Raw genomic sequence first — 19,201 nt, 5'->3', positions numbered from 1 at the left:
ATGTCATGATGTATGCTCTTCTCATTTTTACCACTTCGGCTCTCGGCACCTTGGCGATACGCTTCTTTAGCAATAAAAAAGAGCTTTTAGACCACCCGAATGAGCGCAGTTCACATACAATGCCAACACCTAAAGGAGGCGGCTTGGCGATCATGATCGCCTTTTACGGGGCCATCATTTACCTCTATCTTCAAACCCTGATCGATCCGAAGCTCTTTTTCGCGCTTCTCTCCGCTCTGCCTGTCATTCTCATCAGTCTTGTCGACGACATCTACCCCCTCTCGGCTAAAATACGCCTGGGGGTCCAGCTTCTCAGTGCTGCTACCGTGCTCTACGTTCTAGGAGGCGTCGATACGTTCAACCTTGCTACCTTTACGCTTAGCGGTATCTGGCTTAACGTCATCGCTCTGTTCGGCATCGTCTGGATGACCAACCTCTACAACTTCCTCGACGGCATCGACGGCTATGCAGGAAGCGAAGCGCTTTTTGCAGGCCTGTCCGCCTACCTGCTCTTCGGCAGCGAGGCGGCTCTTTTTGTCGCTGTCGCGGCTGCGGGCTTTCTTGTTTTCAACTGGCACAGGGCTTCCATCTTTATGGGGGACGTCGGCAGCGCTCCGCTGGGTTTTATCTTCGCAGTCCTGATGCTCTATGATGCCGCTTCACCGCACTTTCTAGGCTGGATAATGCTGCTCTCTCTCTTCTGGTTTGATGCGACCCTCACCCTCTGCAGGCGGGCCAAAAGAGGTGAAAAGCTCTCTCAGGCACATAAAAAACATGCCTATCAACGGCTTAATCAAGCCGGGTTTTCCCACGCCAAGGTCGTTCTGCTCGCCATGGGCGTCAACCTCTCGATCTTTACAGCCCTCTTTTTCACGCCGACAACGGGGTATCTATATCTTTTTTTGGCCCTCATAGTGCTATTATATACGCTTACAAAACTCATTGACACTAAGAAGGCCTTTGATTGAACCTATTTCAGCCCAGTTTTGCAAAGCGTCTGCTCTTTTTTCTTCTGAGCGACCTCGTTCTCTTCTACATCTCGCTTCAGCTCGCCTATGCCCTGCGTTTCGATTTTGTCATCGAACCCAAACATATGACCAACTTTTTGACGGTCTTCGTCACGCTATCGCTGCTTAAACTGCTCTTCTTTTTTCTCTTTCGTATCTACAGCATCACCTGGCGCTTTTTCGGTCTGGACGATGCCCTGCATCTGATCAAGGCCCACATCAGTGCCGCCGCCGCCTTCGGTGTACTGCTCTACTTTTTCTATGACTTCTTTATGCCGATGCCCAGAAGCGCCATTCTGATCGACCTCTTTCTCTCCCTAATGCTGACCGGTGCGCTTCGGATCTCCAAACGCGCGCTGATCGAACAGCTGAAGCAGGGCGATGAAAGACCGACCCTTATTGTCGGGGTCAACCCCAAAACTAGTTCCATTATCAAAAGTGCCCTCAGCGGAGAACTTAACTACTTTCCTGTCGCTATCTTCGCCCTGTTGAAAGAGAATCAGAGCGCTGTCAACACTTATATCAACAAGGTCAAGGTCTATGCGGCCGATGATCTTGAAAAAGAGATCGACGAGCGGGGGATCACTGCCGCCGTCATCACGGCCGAGCTCTCCCAGAGCGATCTCAAAGCCCTCTTTCTGCGTCTGCAGAACGCCGGTATCAAAGAGATCAAGCTGGCCAAGATCCTCGGTTCGCAACACGAGAAGCTCGAGGACCTCTCTATTGAGGATCTGCTTGCCCGCCATCCGAAAGACCTTGACAGCAACGCCATCGCCGCCTTCATCAAAGGCAAAAATGTTCTTATCACCGGTGCCGGCGGCAGTATCGGCAGCGAGATCACAAAACAGTGCCACCATTTCGGTGCGGCATCGCTGACGCTGGTCGACAACAGCGAGTTCAACCTCTACCAGATCGCAGAGGAGCTTCCCGAAGCGGTGCATGCCCTCTGCTCCGTCACCGACTACCAGCGTCTCGACAAGCTCTTTTCAGAACGTCCGGTCGACATCGTCATCCATGCCGCAGCCTACAAGCATGTACCACTCTGCGAAGAGAATGTCGATATCGCCGTCGTCAACAACATCATCGGGACGAAGAACGTCATCGATCTGAGCATCGCGCACAAGGTGCAGAAGGTGGTCATCATCTCCACCGACAAGGCGGTCCGTCCGACCAATGTGATGGGCGCAACGAAACGGGTCGGCGAGCTTTATGCCCAGAACGTCGACTCAAAAGAGACGGAGATCGTCGCCGTGCGCTTCGGAAATGTGCTCGGCAGCTCGGGCAGCGTGATCCCGAAGTTTAAAAAGCAGATCGAATCCGGCGGTCCGGTGACCGTGACGGACAGAGAGATGATCCGTTATTTTATGCTGATTCCAGAGGCGTGCCAGCTGGTCCTGCAGGCCGCCTCTATCGCCAGAGGCAACGAGCTCTTTATCCTCGACATGGGCGAACCGGTCAGGATCTACGACCTTGCCCAGCAGATGATCAGACTCTACGGCAAAGAGGACGAAATCGAGATCAGCTTCACCGGCCTGCGTCCGGGAGAAAAGCTCTTTGAAGAGCTGCTGATCGATGAAAACGAGAAGAAGACGGAGTACAGCTCGATATTTATCGCTCACCCCTCAACATATGCTATATCCCGCTTAAACGAAGATATACACGCGCTGCTGAAAGCCGATGACAAAATAGAGGGGTTGCAGAAGATCGTGCCAGAGTTTACGCGCAAAGCATAGCTCTCGTGATTCGATTATTATAGGAAGGTGCGAAGCTCACCTAAAAGTGAACTTGTAAAAGGTTCAGGTTTTGAGGGAACATCGCTTCGCGAGTGGTACCCTTGTTTTGGTGTAGATTGTGCAAAACGTTTAGCCGACAGCGCACTGGTATACGACGCACAATTTAGTTGTTCGCTGTAGTGAGCTGTTGGCTCTTCTGCGCCGAGCACTAAACTTATGTGCAAGATGTGCCGATACCCGAAGGGCAGACCCAGCTGGCACTATTTATAATTCAGTTTTTAAAGCAGCACCGTTCGAGGCGTTGGAGACAAGCAGGCTGTAGCGTTTCAACCATTTTGACGGAATCTCTTTTTTGACCGGTGTAAAGTGAATGCGGCGGCGTTCCAGCTCTTCGGCATCGACATTGAGCTGTAACAGGTGGCTATCGACATCGATCTCGATCTCGTCGCCGTCTTCAATCAGCCCGATCATCCCGCCTTCTGCCGCTTCAGGGCTGACGTGACCGATACTTGCACCGCGCGTCGCACCGGAGAAACGGCCGTCGGTAATCAGCGCAACACTCTCGCCCAGTCCCATCCCCATGATGAGCGAAGTCGGTGCCAGCATTTCCTGCATACCCGGTCCGCCTTTAGGCCCTTCGTAGCGGATGACAACGACATTGCCCGCTTTGACTTTATGGCTCATGATCCCGGCGATCGCCTCCTGCTGCGAGTTAAAGCAGACTGCCGTCCCTTTATACTGACGCATGCCCGGTGCGATACCGGCCGTTTTGACGACCGCACCCTCTTCAGCAAGGTTTCCGAAGAGGATAGAGAGACCGCCGACCGGCGAGAAGGCGTTCTCATTGGTGTGGATGATGCTGGTGTCTTTAATCTCGGCATCTTTGATGCGTTCCGCCAGGGTCTCACCCGTCACCGTCATAACATTGGTACGTAAAACGTCACCACGTCTGCTCACCTCTTTCATAACCGCATTGACACCGCCTGCACGGTTGATGTCATCCATATGCACCGTAGAGAGCGACGGCGAGATCTTGGCGATATGCGCAACCTGCTGACCGATCTTATTGATGTTTGTGATGTCGAAGTCGACCTCTGCCTCTTTGGCAATAGAGAGCAGGTGTAGCACCGTGTTCGATGAACCGCCCATCGCCATATCGATAACAAAGGCGTTATGGATCGCATCTTCGTTCAGGATATTGCGCATCTTCCATTTCGGATCCTCGCTTTTTGCCATCTCGACAATGCGTTTGGCCGCCTCTTTGACCATCGCGATACGCTCTGGCGTCATCGCAAGCACCGTGCCGTTACCCGGCAATGCTACGCCCATCGCCTCGCAGAGGGTGTTCATTGAATTCGCGGTGAACATGCCCGAACATGAACCGCCGCTTGGGCAGGCCTCACACTCGATCTCATAAAGCTCTTCATCGCTCATATTCCCTTCGGCATGCTGACCGACCGCTTCAAACGCTGTCGCCAGGTCGATCGGCGTACCGTCTTTTTTATGGCCGGCCTGCATCGGACCGCCCGAAACGAAGATCGTCGGTACGTTCACACGGAGCGCGCCCATCAACATACCCGGTACGATCTTGTCGCAGTTTGGGATACAGATCATCGCATCAAGCTTATGGGCGTTCATCACCGTCTCGATAGAGTCTGCGATCAATTCGCGTGACGGCAGAGAGTAGAGCATCCCGTCGTGCCCCATCGCGATACCGTCATCAACACCGATCGTGTTGAACTCGAACGGCACGCCGCCGGCTTCGCGGATCGCCTCTTTGACGATACGGCCGTACTCCTGTAAAAAGAAGTGGCCTGGGATAATGTCGATGTGCGAATTGGCTACACCGATGAACGGCTTGTCAAAATCTTCATCTTTCAGTCCCGTCGCACGAAGAAGCGAACGGTGAGGTGTTTTGTCGAACCCGCGTTTAATAGTATCACTGCGCATGGAATACCCTTATATATAGTTTATGAATAACGCGATTATAGCAAAATCAAAGCCCTATTCCATCTTTTAGAAAAAAAATTTGTATTTTTTACAAAAAACCCTTTACAAGCAAAATATTTTTTGATATACTTCCGCCCTACAACGACAAAGTGCGGGAATAGCTCAGTGGTAGAGCACAACCTTGCCAAGGTTGGGGTCGCGAGTTCGAACCTCGTTTCCCGCTCCATAAACACTTTATATAGTTTTTTTGTAAAAGAAGTTATATAAAGTGTTTTCGTTGTATATTTGGCATTGATGCCCGGATGGCGAAATTGGTAGACGCAAGGGACTTAAAATCCCTCGGTGGTAACACTGTACCGGTTCAAGTCCGGTTCCGGGCACCACCAAGATGGTGCCATCGCCAAGTGGTAAGGCCGCAGCCTGCAAAGCTGCTATCCCCGGTTCAAATCCGGGTGGCACCTCCACTTTTTTTAACGTTACACTTATATGGAGATCTGGCAGAGTTGGTCGAATGCACCGGTCTTGAAAACCGGCGAGGGTCACACCTCCCAGGGTTCGAATCCCTGGGTCTCCACCACCATTTTTTATAACCCCCAAACAAATCCTCAAAATACAATCTTTAATAACTTCTGTACATTTAAATAAGCAAAAACTGTAGCTAAGCGTAATCTAAGGTATCCTGGCTTTTATCGTCTCTGACCTTCTCTTTTTCATCATCTCGCGATCCACCCCTGAATACGGTGCAAAATCTGTTTTAATGCACTATAAAACGAAACAGTATCTACTAGACCGCACTGGACTGAATACGTGATATCTTCAACCTACTTACGATTGAACAGATCAGCGGGAATATCCTTGAATACTATGTCATCCAGAGCGGTCAGTTTATAAGCTTCACTGCAGATGGACTGGCAGGTTTCAAAAAGCTGCAACGCGGCATCGTTGTTGTCTTTGAATGCCCGCAGGGAGGCAGGTTGATACAATAGTCTCAACGAATTTGAAAGATGTTTTCTTTTTTTGTAGGGATAAAATCAGTGCCGAAACGCACACGTTGCTGAATACCGCCTCTGGCTGCCAGATCGACGATGACCCCAAGATGTTTTGTAGCGATACTGCTGTCGATGACAGCGTAGATTTCGTTGGCGATATCTTCCGCATAAAACGTCTTTGCTCTTAGTGAGGTGATGTACTTTTTAAAATCACGCAGATCAAAGCTCTCACCTATGGAGGTAAATTGGATGTAAACGGAACCCCTGTATGGTTGACCGCTGTGTGCAAGAAAAAGCAGCTCTCGAGAACTATACTCCAAGTGGGATCCTTCCCGCAAGGGCACTTTTGTCAATGTCATGGCATTATCCTATACGTTGCGGGTTCAGATTTCGGTTCATGAACCGGTATTGTTCTATCTCTGCGTACTTCGCTTCACCGTTGCTGTAGCTGTAAGCGGGATGTATGCTGATGTTACCGCGGGGGTAAAACAGACCGATGACTTCAAGATATTTCGGTGCCATCAATGCCACAAGGTCTTTGCCTATCTTGTTGACGACATCTTCATGAAATTCGCCGCTGTTGATGAAACTGAAAAGATACAACTTCAAGGACTTGCTCTCAACCATCTTGATGTCAGGGATATAGTTAATAATCAGTGTACCAAAATCAGGCTGATTGGTGACGGGGCACAGAGCGGTAAACTCATCGGCATTTAACGTGACCCAGTAGTCATTCTCCTGATGAGCATTGACAAACGTCTCCAACAGTTCAGGGGCATAAGTATAGTGGTACTGAGTGGTTTCCGAGCCAAGCTGGCTGACTTCATCTTCTCGTTTCATCGTCTTCCGTCAATTTATTTATGATCTCTTTTCCAAAAAACTCGATCTTCTCAAAAACTGGAATATACTATTTTTTGGACGAATAGATTATTTTATCGTATTTCCCGTCTTTCTTTATCAAACAAGCGCCAGCTGAACTATCAGGAACAAAGAATAGATCAATTCGTAAAATTCGCAAAAGCGCCTTCGACACTCAGGACACTTTTATAGCGCGTCGGCATCAGTTTCACACGCTTCGTCTTCAAATCACAGACAGCGATGCGAAAATTTGACCCCATAAAGGGCTCGACAATACAGATAATCTTGTCATCGACCTGCCGTGTTGCATGAATATTGCCTTGTAGGTCTGAAAAGAAATATTTCGGATAGCTCAGCGGTGTGATCTCAACGATCTCGACACTCTTTCTTTCATCAAGGCTCTCCGCAATGGTACTGGCATCTTCGTAGTTATCAAACTGTACACACCAGTCATCAAACGTTTTATTAAAATGTTCGAGGTCTTCATCCAAAAAGCCGCCCGCCGGCGATTGTAAAGCAAAGATACTCATAATATACACCTAAAAAAAGAGTTCCGAAGATATAGCTATAACGACCGACTGTTCTCTATGCCCATAATCTTTATCGAATTATATTACATGACCCTTTCAATTTATCACATCAGGCAAAAAACAAACCGAACATCAAAGGATTCTATAAAATAAGGCAAAGAAGCCAAACGATGTCCCGATCGCAGGTAGGATTTATAGTTGTCACTCTTTAGTAACATTACGTTTTGTAGGAATAATTTTTAAAAGGTAATGGTGGTGAGACCAGGAGTCGAACCTGGGAACCCATAGGGAGCAGATTTACAGTCTGCCGTCGTTGGCCACTTGACTATCTCACCGTCTGTTGTGTTAAAAAGATCCGAAATCGATGGTGCCGACACGAGGATTTGAACCCCGGGCCTGCTGATTACAAATCAGCTGCTCTAGCCAACTGAGCTATGTCGGCATCTGAAATCGGAGCGCAAGTATAGAGAGCTTCTCATCAAAAGTAGTTAAATCGGAGGAAAATATTGAAAATTTTCCGATATAGGACACCAACGGGTTAAATGCGGTGGAGATGGGAAAAACATCACGCGCTGCTATATCTTAAAGTATTCCCCCGGGAATCCTAATGCCATACCCCTTCAAGCACATAGCCGCAATACGGGCAGGTGCCGTTTTCATCGAGCTCGTTGGTGACGTACTGGCCGATGGTACCGCTGCGGTCGATGACCCTTTTTTTGCAGCCCGGACAGTAGGTCGACTCGTGATCCTCATCGTCGACGTTACCGACATAGATATATTTGAGCCCCTCTTCCTGACCGATCTTGTAAGCCCTCAGCAGGGTTGACGTCGGCGTACGGGGGACGTCGAGCATCTTGTAGGTCGGATGGAAAGCGGAGAGGTGCCAGGGGATGGCAGGGTCAACATCCGCGATGAATTTTGCGATCCCCCTGATCTCTTCGTCGGAGTCGTTCTTGCCCGGGATAAGCAGGGTCGTGATCTCTACCCAGATCCCTTTGTCGTGAGCATGCTTGACTGCGTTAAGCACCGGTTTGAGCCGTCCGCCGCAGATCTCGTGGTAGAACTCCTCGGTAAACCCCTTGATGTCGATGTTCATGCCGTCGACATAGGGGGCAAGCAGGTCGATCGCCTTGCTGGTCTCGAAACCGCTGGTGACGTAGATGTTCTTGAGCCCCTTCTCATGCGCCAGCTTGGCCGTATCGTAAGTGTACTCGAAAAAAACGACCGGCTCGTTGTAAGTGTAGGCAATGGAATCGCAGCCGTACTCCAGGGCCAGCTCGACGATACGCTCCGGCGGCATCTCATGGCCGACGATCTGGTGATCATGCTCTTTGGGAAACTGGGAGATGTCGTAGTTCTGACAGAAGGTACAGGAGAAGTTGCACCCTACCGTTCCCAGGGAGAAGGCCTTGCTTTTGGGCAAGAAGTGGAACATCGGCTTCTTCTCGACCGGATCAACGTTGACGGCGGCCGCAAGCCCGTAGACGAGCAGGTGGAGCTCGCCGTTCTCGACCTTCCTTACACCGCAGATGCCGTATTCGCCTTCACCGAGCTTGCACGCCTGGGCGCAGGCCTCACAGAGGACCTTGCCGCTGGGGAGTTTTTTACTTAACCATGCTGTTTCTGCCATGTTGTTCTCCTTGTAAGAAATGCCCGATAATTATTTATAATACTCCAGAAAATCTTATATCAACTAAAAATAAATAAACTACTCTGGGCCTCTATGCTGCTTGCCTGTCAGGTCAATGGTCCAAGCTTCAGGTATCTGCCGTGTGATCGTTTCGCAGGCCAGGTTGCACCAGCTTTTTGCCTGCTCCAGTATCGCCGAGTCGCAGCTGATGACAACATCGCTGCTTCGACTCAGCAGGGCATCCGTACTGTCGGTGGTCTCCGCTTCAAAGGGCCAGTTGTGTTCTTCGCCAAGCTCGCGTACCACTTCCGCCACCCTGCCGCTGTTGGAGACAGGCCGGTCAAAGAGCCATACCACCTTTTGAGGCGAACTCTGCTCCAGCGTTCTGCCGATGAGCGTTATAGCCTGCCTTGTCTCTGCCACGATCTTGTAACTGCCGTATACCGCAGAAAGATCCCGACAGCAACCATCCAGACAGTTGAAGATCGCGCCGCCGCCAAGAGCAGTCTCGATGGTGATAAGCAGGTTGAAGCCGTCTATGATCACCGTTTTCTCTTTTAAAAGGGAAAGCGGCACCTGCTTTGCCTGCCGTTCTTCGACCTGTTCCTCTGCACAGACGACGCGTGCTATGGCCAGCCGCTGCCGGGAGGTCAGCTGATGATGGTCGCCGACAAGCTCGTTCGACGCCCCCATCGAATAACCCCGGCTCAAAAGCCATGCGAGTTCGCCGGCAGCCGTTTTAAGTCTGGCTAACTGCACTTCGCCAAAACATTTGGCATCTTGCGGATGGGGACCGCGGTGTCTTTCAGGCATGGTTCCGGCTCCAAAACGTAGATTCTTGATACTAACATATCTACTCACAGAGCGTTATAAAGTGCTCTAAAACGTCGGTAAAACGGGGAAATTCCCTGTGTCGTATATGTGTGTTGATGGAGTTGAAAATCACCCGAAAGCAACATCCAGCACCATCATCACGGCGAACCCAACCATCGCCCCGATCGTGGAGAGATCGGTCTCATTCCCGATCTGCGATTCCGGGATCAGCTCTTCGACGACCACAAAGATCATCGCTCCCGCCGCAAAAGAGAGCGCATAGGGTAGCAGCGGGGTTATGGTCATGACCATGTAGGCGCCGATGACCGCGGCGACCGGTTCAACGGCACCGGAAAGCTGCCCGTACCAGAACCCTTTGAACCGTGAAAAACCTTCGCGCCGCAACGGAATGGAGATGGCGGCGCCTTCGGGAAAGTTCTGTATGCCGATACCGATAGCAAGGGCGATAGCGGCGCCGAGCACCCCGGTATCAAAATTGTCCGCCAATGCCCCGAATGCGATGCCTACCGCCAGCCCTTCGGGAATATTGTGCAGGGTAACCGCCAGCACCAACAGTACGCTCCGTTCCCACGATGTCTTTATGCCCTCTTTTTGACTGATCGGAAGACCCAAATGCAGGTGCGGCAGGATCTTATCGATCAAAAACAGAAAAGCGCCTCCGGCCAGAAAGCCGACAGCGGCAGGAAACCACCCACTCTCTCCTCTTGCTTCCGACATCGCTATCGCAGGTTCCAGAAGCGACCAGAAGCTTGCAGCGATCATCACCCCCGCCGCAAAACCGAGCATGCTGTTGAGCACTTTGGCATTGATGGTCTTAAAGAAAAAGACCATCGAAGCCCCCATCGCCGTCATGGCCCATGTGAAAAGTGCCGCAAAGAGCGCCAGCAGTACCGGATGATATTCAAGTAGCCATTGAGTCTGCATCCCGTTCCCTTTTTAGGTAGATAATCCTCCAGTATAGCCTCTTTTGACGGTGATTTTCAACCTCTTCGGGATCTTCCTACGATCCGTTTCCGTCATGAGGCCGGGCCATCTGTGCTAAAATAGAATCACCAGCAAAAAGGAGAAGAGATGACGCTGACATTTCTGGGTACAAGCGCCGGAAAACCGACCAGCGAGCGCAACGTCTCCGCGCTCGGTCTCACACTCGAGCAGGAGAGCATGTGGTATCTCTTCGACTGCGGCGAGGGGACCCAGCGCCAGATCATGAAAAGCCAACTCTCCTTCGGACGCCTCGGCACCGTCTTTATCACCCACCTGCACGGAGACCACTACTTCGGTCTGCCGGGACTTTTGGCGACGAAAAAGCTCGACGGCATAACGGCTCCGCTGACCATCTACGGACCGCAGGGGATCAGAGCGTTTCTGGAGTGTGCGATGGATCTATCGGAGACGCATCTCGGCTATCGACTCGAGATTATCGAGTACCGAGCCGGAGAGAGCTTTCTCTTTGATCGGTTCACACTCAAAGTACTTCCCCTTGTCCACTCCAAAGAGAGTGTCGCCTTCTATATCAAAGAGCACGACATCACCGACCGACTAAACGAAGCGAAGCTCAGAGCGCTCGGACTGGAGCCCTCGCCGCTCTACGGCGAACTCAAGCGGGGAGAAAACGTACGGTTCGAGGGCAAAGAGCTCGAACCCTCCGAGTACATGCTCAAGCCGGTCATCGGGCGTTCCCTCATCATCGCCGGCGACAACAGCACACCTGCCGTCCTGGACGATTATCTCGAAGACCTCGACCTGCTGGTACACGAGTGCACCTACACGCAGGCAGTGTACGATAAACTGGTCAGGAAAGTGCTCCACACCACCGCCATGGAGCTCGGCGAGGCGCTCCAAAGCAGAGGCGTCAAAAATCTCATTGCCAACCACATCGACCCTCGCTATAACAAAGAGAGTCCCCTGGATGTCAAAATGATCTACGATGAGATAAAACACTGCTATGAGGGAAAGCTGTTTATCGCCGAAGATTTTGACGTCTATCATCTCGACAGGGACTGTTTCATCGAGAAATTATAGGGATACCCCTAATTGTCACACTTGCCTTTGTTGCTTAAAATAAGGTACACTTTAATTACGTCAGATTATATAAAAAGGATCATGATATGGGAAAGAGAAGAGAGAAGTGGTTTTCGGCTGTTGCTTCAAATAATCTAACGACCATTGACGAGATGCTCGAAGAAGGATTCGATGCCAATACCCCTGACGAAGAGGGAAAAAGCGCCTTGAAAAGGATCGCAGAAAAACTTTATGTTGCGATCCTGGATATGCAGTGGGACAAAGAAGATCTTCTGAAAGAGATCGCAGCGACACTTATTATCCACGGAGCCCACCCCGAAGACCTCGGGCACAAGGGCGGTGAAGCCTGCGACATCATTCATGCCATAACCCTGCATATCATCAAAACCGCGGCAATAAAGGGAAAGATCGGGCCTATCGACGAACTCATAGAGGACGGGCAGATCTGGTTCCGCAACGAGAACCCTGCCGCCAGGGAGCAGTTTCTTGCTGCCGTCAGGAATAAAGACATCTTCTCGATAGAGAAGATGTATGAATACGAGATGATAGGTTTCCCGCCGACACAGTAAGAGCAGAGATTTCCGAAGTGACGGACCTTTTGCCTGCACTGTCCCCCTCTGTTGCGATAGAACAGAACCCTCAAAGGAGATGCGAGTGAGAACCACTCTTTTTGTCATACTCTTCACATTGACTGCGGCGCAGGCGCAGACACTTGGCGAGATCATGCAGCTGGTCGATACCAATCCCCAGCTCAAGACCGCCGAACAGAAGAGCAGAGCCTCAACAGCACGATACGCATCCCAGCAGTCAGCCAACTACCCCTCTCTTGATGCCCTCTATTCGGCCACCTACCTCTTCGAAAAACCGGTCGTCTATCTTTCTACTCCCGGAGCCCCTACTGCAGAGGTCCAGATCCAGTCGCAGAACCAGTATGACGGGGCTCTCAGACTCACCTACCCGCTCTTTACCGGCTTCGCGGCAAGCTCGGCAATCGATATGGCAAAATCTGCCATGCAGCGCAGCCTGCTCGAAGCCGAAGACGTAAGACGAAATCTCTATCTCGGCACGATCAACGCCTATGCCACGGCCGTGGCAGCCGAGCAGTTCCAATCGGCGCAGGAAGAGGCGCTCGACGCGATAAAAAAGAGTTATGAGAAGGCAAAAGGGATGTTTGAGCAGGGCATGGCACCGCCTTCCGAGCTCTACCGCATTGAGGCGAGCTATCATGCGATCGAAAGCGCAGTTATCCGGGCCAGGAACCAGTACCGGATCGCACTGAACACCCTCTCCTTTTTGGCTGACAGTACGATCTCCGAGGTGTCGGCACTGCCGCAATACCAAGATCTCAGCGAAGAGGCGCTGCTGACGATGGCACTGCAAAAGCGCCCCGATCTTCAGGCCTTAAAAAAGATACTTGCAATGCAGCAGAGCCGTGTCGAACTGGAAAAAAGCGACTACTATCCTACCGTCACCCTCTATGCGCAACTGGCGCAGCACGGTGATGACTGGCGGCTCGACGGCGACGGCTACACCAACAAAGACCGCAGTGCCGCGGGATTCACGATCAACTACAACCTGTTCGGGGGGTTCAAAAGCAAATACGCCGTTGAAGCGGCCAGAGAGGAGGAACTCTCGGTCCGATGGATGATAACCTCGTATGAAGAGGAGATCAAAAAAGAGATAAAGGAGAGCTACCTCAATTTTGTATCGTTGAAGAGCCAGCTCGAAGCCCAGAAGGCCCAGGTCAAAGCAAGGCAGGCCTACTATGCTTTTATTAAAGGCGAGTTTGACAATCAGCTCACCGATGCCGACCGGCTCAGCCGCGCCGTCTCCTCGCTGGCAGCCGCCCGTTCATCCCTTGCAGCTGCACAGGCGCGTGCCTATGGCGCGTATGCGCACATGCTGCTGCAGGTCGACGTGCAGACCTTTCAGGATGCACTCTACCCGGTTCGGCGAGAGTCAGAAAAGATCAGGAGAGAAGAGTGAAGTTTAAAAACTATATCGTTATCGGGGTGCTGGCACTGCTGGGGAGTGTCGCACTTTTTTTCATCTACCAGAAACTCAACCCGAAAGAGCTACCCGAGAACCTGATAGAGTCTGCAGGCAGGATCGACGGGGACCTGATACTCCTGAACGCCAAATATCCCGGACGCATCGAGGAGATAAGGGTGGAAGACGGCAGCCGGGTCAAAAAAGGTGATATCGTCGCACGTCTCGGAAGCAGAGAGATGCAGGCGAGAGTAGCCCAGGCGACGGCACAACAGCAGGCACTCCAAAGTGCGCTCAATGCCGGCCGAAAAGAGCTGGAGATGCTTGAGCGGACCCTGCCTAACAGTGTACAAAAAGCCTATAAGTCTTATACGATAGCAGAGGCACAGATCGCCGAGCTTACGGCTGCCATCGAAAGCCTGAAACTGACCGTGAAACAGGATGAAAAAGATTACCGGCGTTTTCAGACGATGTATGAAGCGAAGCTCCTTGAACAGCACAAGGTCGAATTGTCCAAACTCAAATATGAGAGCGGCCGCAAACAGCTGCACGCCCAGCAGCAGAAACTGGACCAGGCGCAAAGCAGTGCGAAGATCGCCTCGCTGAACACTAAAGATGCCAAAACCGCGCTGCTGAAGATAGAGATATACAGGGAGAAGCTCAAAGCCGATGAGGACCGCCTGAAAGCGGCCAAGGCCGCCCGAAGCGAGGCCGAGGCGATGCTTGCGGAGATGACGCTCACCTCCCCGATCGACGGTTTTGTCGTAGACAGGACAGCAGAGGCCGGCGAGGTGGTCGGTGCCGGCATGCCGGTGGCCTCGCTGATCGATCCGAACAAGCTCTATTTGAAGATCTTTGTCGATACGATGCAAAACGGAAAACTCAAACTCGGTGACAAAGCCCTCATCTTTTTAGATACCTATCCCGACACCCCCTTCGCGGCCAAAGTGGTCAGGATCGCCCAGAAAGCGGAGTTTACGCCAAAAGAGGTCAGCGTCAGGAGCGACAGGATCCAGCGGGTCTTTGCCGTTGATCTCAAACCGGAGAGACCCGATCCCCTGCTGAAACTCGGCATCCCGGCCATCGGCGTCATCTCCACAGACGGCAACGGGCTCCCCGAAAGCCTGGATGAGCTGCCCCCGCTATGAGAACCGCCGTCATATCGGTCTGCTTGCAGGAGAGAGAAGCATGATGGCTGACCTCTCCGTCGACGATCTCAGCGTCTACTACAAGAAAAGTCGTGCCATAGGCCGTGCCGGCTTTGAAGCCGGGCGCGGTCAGATCATCGGCTTTATAGGGGCCGACGGTGCCGGCAAAAGCTCGTTGATGTACGCAATCGCCGGGGTAAAACGCTTTGAAGGGAGCGTAACATTTCAGGGGCATAGCTACCGTTCGCCCCCGGAGGCCGAGAAGATCAAAGAGAAGATCGGTTTCATGCCGCAGGGGATCGGACTGGTGCTCTATAAGAACCTTACGGCCAACGAACATCTGGACTTTTTTGCCGACATCAGAAGCGTGAAAAAAGAGCCGTGGTTCACCGCCTATAAAAACCGTCTGCTCCAGATGGCCGGACTGGAGAAGTTCGGGGAGAGACGTGCGGGAGACCTCAGCGGCGGCATGATGCAGAAACTCTCGCTTATCTGTACATTGATCCACCGCCCAAAGCTGCTGATCCTTGACGAACCGACGACCGGCGTGGACCCGTTAAGCCGTATAGAGCTGTGGAAGATACTTGATGAGATCAGAACGCAGGAGGGGACCATCATCCTGGTCAGTACGGCCTATATGCAGGAAGCTGCAAAGATGGACGGTGTCCTGCTTTTCGACGAGGGAGAGATTATTGCCAAGGGAAGCGTTGCGCAGCTGCTTGAAAGTGCCCGCCCCTATACCTATGAAAAAACGGAGAAAAATACAGCGCTGAATGTCCAGAACCGAAGCTACTCTCTGGAGAGGATAGATGCAAACCATGCGCAGCCCGGCCTGGAGGCGCTCTTTTTTGTCAATGCCCTGAAAAAGAGGAGAACGTTCCCGCAGCTCTCCATATCACCCAGGCAGCGCGAAGAGGATCCGCCCAAGATCGTGATGGAGTCGAAAGGGCTGACCAAGACCTTCGGCGATTTTACCGCGAACGACCATATCGACATGGTGCTGAGACAGGGGGAGATACTGGGGCTGCTGGGCGCCAACGGTGCGGGAAAGACCACCTTTATCAAGATGCTTCTGGGACTTTTGCCGGTCGACGACGGCGAGCTCTACCTCCTCGGCGGACGTGTGAAAAGCGACAGGGAGCGCCAAAAGCTAAAAAGCAAGATCGGCTATGTCAGCCAGCACTTTGCACTCTACCGGGATATGAGCGTCCGCGAAAATCTTGCCTACTTCGCCGCCATGCATAAGATACCGGTCGCGAAGACGGGCGAGCTTATCGGCAAATATGCCCGTGAACTCGGTTTTACCGACTATCTCGACGAAATGCCGAAGGATATTCCGCTCGGCATCAACCAGCGCTTTTCCATCGCGGCCGCCATCATGCACGAGCCGGTGGTCCTCTTCCTCGACGAACCGACATCCGGCGTCGACGCTATGGCCAGGGGGCAGTTCTGGGAACTGCTCAAAGAGCTGAAACAGAAGTGGAAAATCGCCATTCTTATTACGACGCACTATATGAGCGAGGCGGAGTACTGCGACAGGGTAGTGCTTTTGAAAGAAGGGAGAAAAGTGGCGGACGAGCGTCTGGAAGAGCTCTACCGGATGCACCCCAAAGCAAAGAATTTCGAGGAGATCTTTCTGGAGTATTACCAATGAGGTTCACTATTTTAAAGGCCTATCTGCTTAAAGAGTTCAAAGACCTCTTCCGCTCCCGTATCTTTGTAATGATCTATCTGATGCCGAGTCTGATCATGATCCTCTTCGGCAACGGCATCACGATGGAGGTGGTGCACAGCCGGACCGTCATCCTCAATTACGACAACACCCCTTTGGCGGAAAAGCTTGTTTCGAAGTTCGAGCATTCAAAATATTTTGATACCGAACTCCTCAATATCAGCGAGAGGGAGGCGTTGGATCGCATCAAGAAGGCCGAAACGGACCTCATCGTCATCATCCCAGAATCCTTCGAGAAAAACCTGCTCAAAGGGGTAAAAAGCGAGATCGGCGTCTTCATCGACGCGGCCTTTCCGACCCGGGCCAATACCCTCGAAGCCTATGTCCGGGGCGTCGTCCTTGATATGGCCATGGAAACCGCCCCCGAGGCAGCCGGCAGTCTTATCACCATCAACAACCGCAACCTCTTCAACCAGGCGATGCGTGCACAGGACATGATCATACCGGGGATCATCGGGCTGGTCCTCCTCGTCGCCCCTGCGATTCTATCGGCACTGCTGATCGTCAAAGAGAAGGAGGACGGGACCATTTTCAACTTCTATGCGTCACCGGTCGGAAAAAGCGAGTTTCTGGCCGCCAAGCTGATCCCGGTCATACTGCTGCACTCCGTCAACATCTTTATCCTGTTTCTGTGGGCCACTTATCTCTTTGATCTGCCGTTTCGCGGCAGTTTCCTGCTCTATTGGCTCACCTCCGAGATCTATATCCTGATCAGCCTCTCCATCGGTCTGCTGGTCTCCATCATCGCATCGACCCAGATCGTTGCCATCGTCTTGACGGTGGTCATTACGATCATCCCCGGATTTCTCTATTCGGGCATGCTGATGCCGATCTCCTCCATGGAAAGCGCATCCTATATCGAAGCGCACCTCTACCCGGTGATGTACTACAACCACATCATCTACGACACCTTCCTGATCGGCCAGGGTTTCAGTTCGCCCAAGATCCTTCTCTACCTCGTCATTCTGCTGCTTTATGCGCTGACGCTCTTCTCCCTCGGGCACCATTTCCTGAAAAAGGAGATCAGATGAAAAGCTTCTTTGCGATCGTTGGTAAGGAGCTGCTGCTCTTCGTACGCTCTTACGGACTGGCCGCCGTCGTGGTCCTTGTCTTTACGGCGGACATCTATATAGCCGGCAACGGTATTGTGATCGATGCAAAAAATGTCAGTGTCGGGGTCGTGGACAGAAGCGAAGGGGTACTGAGCAAAAAGATCATCACCCGTCTGCACCAGCCTGAATTCAAAACGCCTCTGTTTTACCGATCACAAAAAGAGCTCAACCGGGCGATCTACAACAAGGAGATCATGCTGGGGATCATCTTCGCAAGCGATTTCGAAAAAGAGTATCTTAAAGGACGGCACCCCCATATCGATGTACTGCTGGACTCCACCGCGGCAGCACAGAGTTTTATGGCCCTGAGCTACCTGCAGAACATCATCTTCGATGTAAACGCCATCGATATTCCGCTCGAAATCAAAACACACAAGCTCTTCAACCAGAACACGACCAATGCCTACTTTATGGCACTGACCGAACTCCTCTCCGTCATCACCCTTTTAAGCGTCATCCTCACCGCCGTTGTCTTTGTCAAGGAGAAAGAGAGCGGCACCTGGGATATGATGCTGCTGATGCCGGTCAACCCGAAACTGACCATACTGGCGAAAAGCCTTTCGCAGGTGTTCATCATCATGCTCGGTGTCATGCTGAGTGTCGGTATCGTGCTCTTCGGCGCTTTTGACATGCCGCTTAACGGTTCGCTCTGGACCTTTTTCCTGCTGACCTTTTTTTACGCCTTTACCAGTGCCGGCATCGGTCTTTTTGTGGCCAGCGTCTCCCAGAACACGGTACAGGTAGGCCAGTTCTCCATCGTGATCATGATGCCGCTTATCTTTTTAAGCGGGGCATGGACACCCGTCCATGCCATGCAGCCGTTTATGCAGTACCTCTCCCTGTTCTCCCCGCTTCGCTACTACATCGAAGGGAGCGAAAGCATCTTTTTCAGAGGGACCCCCTTCATCGACCTTCTCCCCTATTTTGCCGGGGTGATCGGGGTGGGCAGCCTCTTTTTTCTCTTAGGCTTCAGAAAGATCGGAAAGCTCTTTTGAGCATAGAGACCGCGATGATCTCCCCTTGCGGGCACGGATAGCGACAAAGGCCCCTTCGCTGGAACCCTTTTTTACGCCGGTCTCCATCTCTTCCAGACTCTCTCCGAAAAGGGTCTGGGCAGAGGCGATCCCGGAAAAACCCGCCTTTTTCAACAGTCCGGCAACCTCATCCGCGCTGTAGAAGCGGGCTTCGCGGTAAAAACGGCTCTCTTCGCGGTTTTTTTCATACTGCTGCCCCAGGGCCGAATCCCTGTCCACAAAACCGATGATCACGTATCCCTTAGGTTTGAGTATACGGTGGATCTCCTGCAGGCTCAGCAGCGGGTCGTCGACAAAACAGATCGTCGTCACCATCAGCACGAAGTCAAAGCTTTCGTCTCCGACCGGCAGCGCTTCGGCGATACCTTCGATCACCTCGATCCCTTTAAAGCGGGCAAGCTCCGCCATTTTTGCCGAAGGCTCGACCCCCGTCGTGATGCCGAACGGCAGGGCGAACCGTCCGCTTCCGACACCGATCTCTATCCCCTTTTTAAAAGGGGGCAGCAATGTTCTGATCGCCTCGATCTCGGCGTCATAGAGCGTTAAATGTTTGTCAAACCACGCTTCATACGCGTTCGGAAACCTCTCAAACGGTTCTATCTTCGGCATATTCACACTCCTTTTTAAACGATC

17 protein-coding genes and 6 tRNA genes are annotated in these 19,201 nt (G+C 52.0%); 13 read left to right on the top strand and 10 right to left on the bottom strand.

The genetic code is table 11. The features are described from left to right. Nucleotides 1-5: 5 nt before the first annotated feature. Complete coding sequence (locus WCY20_RS00990; protein ID WP_345976362.1) at nt 6-968, top strand: glycosyltransferase family 4 protein; 963 nt, start codon at nt 6-8, stop codon at nt 966-968. Continuing rightward, nucleotides 965-2,740 (top strand): nucleoside-diphosphate sugar epimerase/dehydratase, encoded by a 1,776-nt coding sequence (locus WCY20_RS00985; RefSeq protein ID WP_345976360.1) that lies wholly within the window; start codon nt 965-967, stop codon nt 2,738-2,740. Before WCY20_RS00990 ends, WCY20_RS00985 begins: the two co-directional genes overlap by 4 nt. 264 nt (nt 2,741-3,004) lie before the next feature. On the opposite strand, the gene ilvD is transcribed toward WCY20_RS00985, so the two are convergent. Continuing rightward, the gene (gene ilvD / locus WCY20_RS00980; protein WP_345976358.1) at nt 3,005-4,690 is read right to left on the bottom strand and encodes a dihydroxy-acid dehydratase; all 1,686 of its coding nucleotides are present in this window, start codon (nt 4,688-4,690) and stop codon (nt 3,005-3,007) included. A gap of 151 nt (nt 4,691-4,841) precedes the next feature. Here ilvD and WCY20_RS00975 point away from each other — a divergent pair. From WCY20_RS00975 to WCY20_RS00960, 4 genes are all read left to right on the top strand, one after another. After that, nucleotides 4,842-4,916: transfer RNA gene (locus WCY20_RS00975), tRNA-Gly, on the top strand. A gap of 70 nt (nt 4,917-4,986) precedes the next feature. Further along, nucleotides 4,987-5,073 (top strand) — tRNA-Leu (locus WCY20_RS00970). A gap of 7 nt (nt 5,074-5,080) precedes the next feature. Next, nucleotides 5,081-5,154 (top strand) — tRNA-Cys (locus WCY20_RS00965). Nucleotides 5,155-5,178: 24 nt separating this feature from the next. Beyond that, nucleotides 5,179-5,267 (top strand) — tRNA-Ser (locus tag WCY20_RS00960). A 411-nt stretch (nt 5,268-5,678) separates the two neighbouring features. Here WCY20_RS00960 and WCY20_RS00955 read toward each other — a convergent pair. The 8 genes from WCY20_RS00955 to WCY20_RS00920 all read right to left on the bottom strand — a co-directional run bounded on the left by WCY20_RS00955 (nt 5,679) and on the right by WCY20_RS00920 (nt 10,455). After that, nucleotides 5,679-5,999 (bottom strand): hypothetical protein, encoded by a 321-nt coding sequence (locus WCY20_RS00955; RefSeq protein ID WP_345976356.1) that lies wholly within the window; start codon nt 5,997-5,999, stop codon nt 5,679-5,681. A gap of 43 nt (nt 6,000-6,042) precedes the next feature. Continuing rightward, a complete protein-coding gene (gene queF / locus WCY20_RS00950; protein WP_345976354.1) occupies nt 6,043-6,519 on the bottom strand; it encodes a preQ(1) synthase in 477 nt (158 codons plus the stop codon). Between the two features lie 158 nt (nt 6,520-6,677). Beyond that, nucleotides 6,678-7,067 (bottom strand): hypothetical protein, encoded by a 390-nt coding sequence (locus tag WCY20_RS00945; protein ID WP_345976352.1) that lies wholly within the window; start codon nt 7,065-7,067, stop codon nt 6,678-6,680. Nucleotides 7,068-7,317: 250 nt separating this feature from the next. Continuing rightward, nucleotides 7,318-7,402, bottom strand: a tRNA-Tyr gene (locus WCY20_RS00940). A 30-nt stretch (nt 7,403-7,432) separates the two neighbouring features. After that, nucleotides 7,433-7,509 (bottom strand) — tRNA-Thr (locus WCY20_RS00935). Nucleotides 7,510-7,671: 162 nt separating this feature from the next. Next, complete coding sequence (gene amrS / locus WCY20_RS00930; RefSeq protein ID WP_345976351.1) at nt 7,672-8,697, bottom strand: AmmeMemoRadiSam system radical SAM enzyme; 1,026 nt, start codon at nt 8,695-8,697, stop codon at nt 7,672-7,674. A 78-nt stretch (nt 8,698-8,775) separates the two neighbouring features. Continuing rightward, nucleotides 8,776-9,510: a DUF434 domain-containing protein gene (locus WCY20_RS00925; RefSeq protein ID WP_345976350.1), complete on the bottom strand. Its 735-nt coding sequence runs from the start codon at nt 9,508-9,510 to the stop codon at nt 8,776-8,778. A 129-nt stretch (nt 9,511-9,639) separates the two neighbouring features. Continuing rightward, nucleotides 9,640-10,455 (bottom strand): ZIP family metal transporter, encoded by an 816-nt coding sequence (locus tag WCY20_RS00920; RefSeq protein ID WP_345976349.1) that lies wholly within the window; start codon nt 10,453-10,455, stop codon nt 9,640-9,642. Between the two features lie 147 nt (nt 10,456-10,602). Here WCY20_RS00920 and WCY20_RS00915 point away from each other — a divergent pair, with 147 nt between their 5' ends. The 7 genes from WCY20_RS00915 (at nt 10,603) to WCY20_RS00885 (ending at nt 18,529) form a co-directional block, all read left to right on the top strand. Then, the gene (locus WCY20_RS00915; protein ID WP_345976348.1) at nt 10,603-11,553 is read left to right on the top strand and encodes an MBL fold metallo-hydrolase; all 951 of its coding nucleotides are present in this window, start codon (nt 10,603-10,605) and stop codon (nt 11,551-11,553) included. An 86-nt stretch (nt 11,554-11,639) separates the two neighbouring features. After that, nucleotides 11,640-12,122: a hypothetical protein gene (locus WCY20_RS00910; RefSeq protein ID WP_345976346.1), complete on the top strand. Its 483-nt coding sequence runs from the start codon at nt 11,640-11,642 to the stop codon at nt 12,120-12,122. Between the two features lie 85 nt (nt 12,123-12,207). Continuing rightward, nucleotides 12,208-13,539, top strand: coding sequence for a TolC family protein (locus tag WCY20_RS00905; protein WP_345976344.1), 1,332 nt, complete (start codon nt 12,208-12,210; stop codon nt 13,537-13,539). After that, nucleotides 13,536-14,690: an HlyD family efflux transporter periplasmic adaptor subunit gene (locus WCY20_RS00900; protein WP_345976342.1), complete on the top strand. Its 1,155-nt coding sequence runs from the start codon at nt 13,536-13,538 to the stop codon at nt 14,688-14,690. The genes WCY20_RS00905 and WCY20_RS00900 overlap by 4 nt, the downstream gene beginning before the upstream one ends. Beyond that, complete coding sequence (locus WCY20_RS00895) at nt 14,671-16,344, top strand: ATP-binding cassette domain-containing protein (protein WP_345976340.1); 1,674 nt, start codon at nt 14,671-14,673, stop codon at nt 16,342-16,344. The genes WCY20_RS00900 and WCY20_RS00895 overlap by 20 nt, the downstream gene beginning before the upstream one ends. Next, complete coding sequence (locus WCY20_RS00890) at nt 16,341-17,453, top strand: ABC transporter permease (protein ID WP_345976338.1); 1,113 nt, start codon at nt 16,341-16,343, stop codon at nt 17,451-17,453. Before WCY20_RS00895 ends, WCY20_RS00890 begins: the two co-directional genes overlap by 4 nt. Continuing rightward, nucleotides 17,450-18,529, top strand: a complete 1,080-nt coding sequence (locus tag WCY20_RS00885; RefSeq protein ID WP_345976336.1) for an ABC transporter permease — start codon at nt 17,450-17,452, stop codon at nt 18,527-18,529. Before WCY20_RS00890 ends, WCY20_RS00885 begins: the two co-directional genes overlap by 4 nt. Here the strand turns inward: WCY20_RS00885 and WCY20_RS00880 are convergent. Next, nucleotides 18,497-19,177 (bottom strand): class I SAM-dependent methyltransferase, encoded by a 681-nt coding sequence (locus WCY20_RS00880; RefSeq protein ID WP_345976334.1) that lies wholly within the window; start codon nt 19,175-19,177, stop codon nt 18,497-18,499. The two genes, WCY20_RS00885 and WCY20_RS00880, sit on opposite strands and share 33 nt — an antisense overlap. Between the last annotated feature and the right edge of the window lie 24 nt (nt 19,178-19,201).

The organism is Sulfurimonas sp. HSL3-7, from assembly GCF_039645985.1.
GTDB classification, from domain to species: Bacteria; Campylobacterota; Campylobacteria; order Campylobacterales; family Sulfurimonadaceae; genus Sulfonitrofixus; species Sulfonitrofixus jiaomeiensis.
This window is presented reverse-complemented; position numbering and strand designations above follow the sequence as displayed.

Coding starts and splice junctions, on each gene's coding strand:
- queF (WP_345976354.1), bottom strand. CDS start 6,519: ATGAAACGAGAAGATGAAGTCAGCCAGCTTGGCTCGGAAACCACTCAG.
- WCY20_RS00920 (WP_345976349.1), bottom strand. CDS start 10,455: ATGCAGACTCAATGGCTACTTGAATATCATCCGGTACTGCTGGCGCTC.
- WCY20_RS00915 (WP_345976348.1), top strand. CDS start 10,603: ATGACGCTGACATTTCTGGGTACAAGCGCCGGAAAACCGACCAGCGAG.
- WCY20_RS00885 (WP_345976336.1), top strand. CDS start 17,450: ATGAAAAGCTTCTTTGCGATCGTTGGTAAGGAGCTGCTGCTCTTCGTA.
- WCY20_RS00945 (WP_345976352.1), bottom strand. CDS start 7,067: ATGAGTATCTTTGCTTTACAATCGCCGGCGGGCGGCTTTTTGGATGAA.
- WCY20_RS00895 (WP_345976340.1), top strand. CDS start 14,671: ATGAGCTGCCCCCGCTATGAGAACCGCCGTCATATCGGTCTGCTTGCA.
- WCY20_RS00990 (WP_345976362.1), top strand. CDS start 6: ATGATGTATGCTCTTCTCATTTTTACCACTTCGGCTCTCGGCACCTTG.
- WCY20_RS00880 (WP_345976334.1), bottom strand. CDS start 19,177: ATGCCGAAGATAGAACCGTTTGAGAGGTTTCCGAACGCGTATGAAGCG.
- WCY20_RS00910 (WP_345976346.1), top strand. CDS start 11,640: ATGGGAAAGAGAAGAGAGAAGTGGTTTTCGGCTGTTGCTTCAAATAAT.
- ilvD (WP_345976358.1), bottom strand. CDS start 4,690: ATGCGCAGTGATACTATTAAACGCGGGTTCGACAAAACACCTCACCGT.
- WCY20_RS00925 (WP_345976350.1), bottom strand. CDS start 9,510: ATGCCTGAAAGACACCGCGGTCCCCATCCGCAAGATGCCAAATGTTTT.
- WCY20_RS00890 (WP_345976338.1), top strand. CDS start 16,341: ATGAGGTTCACTATTTTAAAGGCCTATCTGCTTAAAGAGTTCAAAGAC.
- amrS (WP_345976351.1), bottom strand. CDS start 8,697: ATGGCAGAAACAGCATGGTTAAGTAAAAAACTCCCCAGCGGCAAGGTC.